The sequence below is a fragment of the Crocosphaera sp. Alani8 genome, assembly GCF_038442745.1.
Lineage (GTDB): Bacteria > Cyanobacteriota > Cyanobacteriia > Cyanobacteriales > Microcystaceae > Crocosphaera.
The window spans coordinates 1-2,298 of the sequence record NZ_JARVCN010000443.1 but is presented as its reverse complement, the minus strand read 5'-3'; the positions used below and the strand labels follow the sequence as shown (position 1 = coordinate 2,298).

2 protein-coding genes are annotated in these 2,298 nt (G+C 32.8%); one reads left to right on the top strand and one right to left on the bottom strand.

Annotation, left to right across the window (positions count from 1 at the left end; translation table 11 throughout):
• Positions 1-241 precede the first annotated feature (241 nt).
• A complete protein-coding gene (locus P9B04_RS21705) occupies positions 242-1,366 on the top strand; it encodes a response regulator (RefSeq protein WP_342057049.1) in 1,125 nt (374 codons plus the stop codon).
• A 110-nt stretch (positions 1,367-1,476) separates the two neighbouring features.
• Here the strand turns inward: P9B04_RS21705 and P9B04_RS21700 are convergent, their stop codons facing one another.
• Positions 1,477-2,109 carry a pentapeptide repeat-containing protein gene (locus tag P9B04_RS21700; RefSeq protein WP_342057048.1) on the bottom strand — a complete coding sequence of 211 codons (633 nt, stop codon included), beginning with the start codon at positions 2,107-2,109 and terminating at the stop codon, positions 1,477-1,479.
• Between the last annotated feature and the right edge of the window lie 189 nt (positions 2,110-2,298).

Here is a 2,298-nt window from a genome sequence, read left to right as displayed (position 1 = left end):
GTCATCTTAAGTCTTCACACTTATGCTGGAGCGAGAACTCGCTTTGTAATCTCGTCCTACTTTTTAACAACTAATGGTGTGTGATAAGGCTCACTTTTTTTTGTAATAATAGTCACAGCTATATTGGCAGAACTATCTCATCATTATATTTACTGAGATTGATGGTATTTTTTGTTGGGATACTTCCCTTAATTTTACTAAACTAATAAAGAATCGGTTAACGTATCATAAGTAGTGAAATATGAAAAAATATCACTTTCAACGCCAACAACTAAAATCCTTAGTCGAAAAAATTAGTTCAAAACAAGTGACTGGCACTTTAATAATCAGATTACAAACTAAAGAGGAATTAAACCAGAAAAAATATATTTTAGTCTTAAATAATGGAAAAATAGCCTATGGTGGCTCTTATATTCCAAAAAGGAACGACTTTGTTAAAACCTTAGCCCACAAAGTCAACCCCGAGATCAATTCTTCTGCTATCCAAGTTGCTCTAGAAAAATCCACCAACCCTACTTCTCTAACAGAAGTATTCAAGAAACTTGTCCGTTTTCGAGTATTGAGTTGGGACAAAATTGAAACCTTCGTTCGAGGACAAGTTTTATCACTACTTGAATACGCCTCATACTACTGTGGAGAGCTTGAATGGAATACCTCCTCTAGCTGTGACCTATGTTTTGGACAAGATGGTCATTATATAGACTGGAGGAGCTTGGAAGAAGAACTTAATCAACGTCAACAACAATGGGAAGCTTTTAAACCCTCTATTCCTTCAAAAGTAGCAATTCCTTGCTTAGTAACAAAAGCAGCGACTGAAATTAAAGAACCCCAAGTGCTTCGGCATTTAGAAAAATGGGTAGATGGTCAACGTTCCCTAATAGAGATTGCCCAAGAATTGGAAAAAAATCCTTTGACCCTTGCCAGTTCCTATTTTAATTGGGTTCAAAAGGGCTGGATAAGTTTTGATAGAACAAAAGTTATAGAATATAGAAATCGACCAACTATTTTATCAGTTGATGATAGTCCCATAGTTCAAGCAACTATTAAAAGGTTTTTAGGTTATCGCTACAATCTGTTATTAGCAAGTAATGCAATAGATGCCCTAAATTTACTGAATCAAAATCAAGTTTCTTTACTACTGCTTGATCTTACCATGCCGGATCTTGATGGACTCGAAGTCTGTAAAACCCTAAGAAGGATGACTAAATTTCATGATCTACCAATTATAATGATCACGGCTAGAGATGGGTTAGTAAACAAAATAAAAGGTCAAATTGCTGGAACCAACCACTATTTAACGAAACCATTTAATTCTGAAGAATTGTTAGGGGTTGTTAATAAGTTTGTAGATGGTGGGAATACTTAAGTTAGTTGCTAACCGAATAATTAATAATTAATAATGTACAATTAATGATGAGGGAAAATAAGCTCTAAACTGACCAAATAACGATCAAGTAAGCTATGGAACAGGATTCGTTAAAACCAGTAAATAATTTTACACGATGACCTGAAAAAATCAACAGATTCTGTCTTTTCTAAACGCTTTTTATTTTCTTGTGAAACTAGTTTATCTGTTGGCTCTTGGTTGATATTAAGAGATAGATCTGGCATCCCAGTACATGAACAAAAACTTGTATTTTGGTTGCAATAAATTTCCTTTAAATCCACTTCAGCAAAATCTACTTCAATTATCCAAGCATTGTCGAGAATAACTTTTAAAACTTTAACTTCAGTGAATATGGTTTTAATTAAGTATGCACCTGATAAGTCAGTCCCAGATAAATTAGCACCATTAAAATAAGTATTATTTAAAATAGTTTTAACCAGATAGGCTTCTTTAAGATTGGCCTTGATTAACTTACTATAACTAAGATTTGCTTTATACAAATTTGCTTTATACAAATTGGTGTTACTTAAATTGCTATGATTTAAATTAGCTTCTTCGAGATGGGCCCCCTGTAAATTACAACCTTCTAAAGATGCTCCTTCAAGATTTGCCCTTATTAAATTAATTCCTGAAAGATCTAAACCTCTTAAATTCACTTCTTTAAAATCTCTTTCTCCCAAAAAGTATTTTTTTTCTAGAACAGAGCGAGTGATTAAAGTCATTCTTAGTTGGTAGTCATTTGAATCAAATTTAAGTGTAATACGGAGAAACAAAGATTTAAAGTGATTTAACCTCCCAGAATTAATTAATCACATCGATTCAATGCAATAAATCTATTGTTGCTCATAAAAATGACATAAATTCTCAATTATTGGACTGATACCAAAGCTAACTTATCAATGGATAATTGA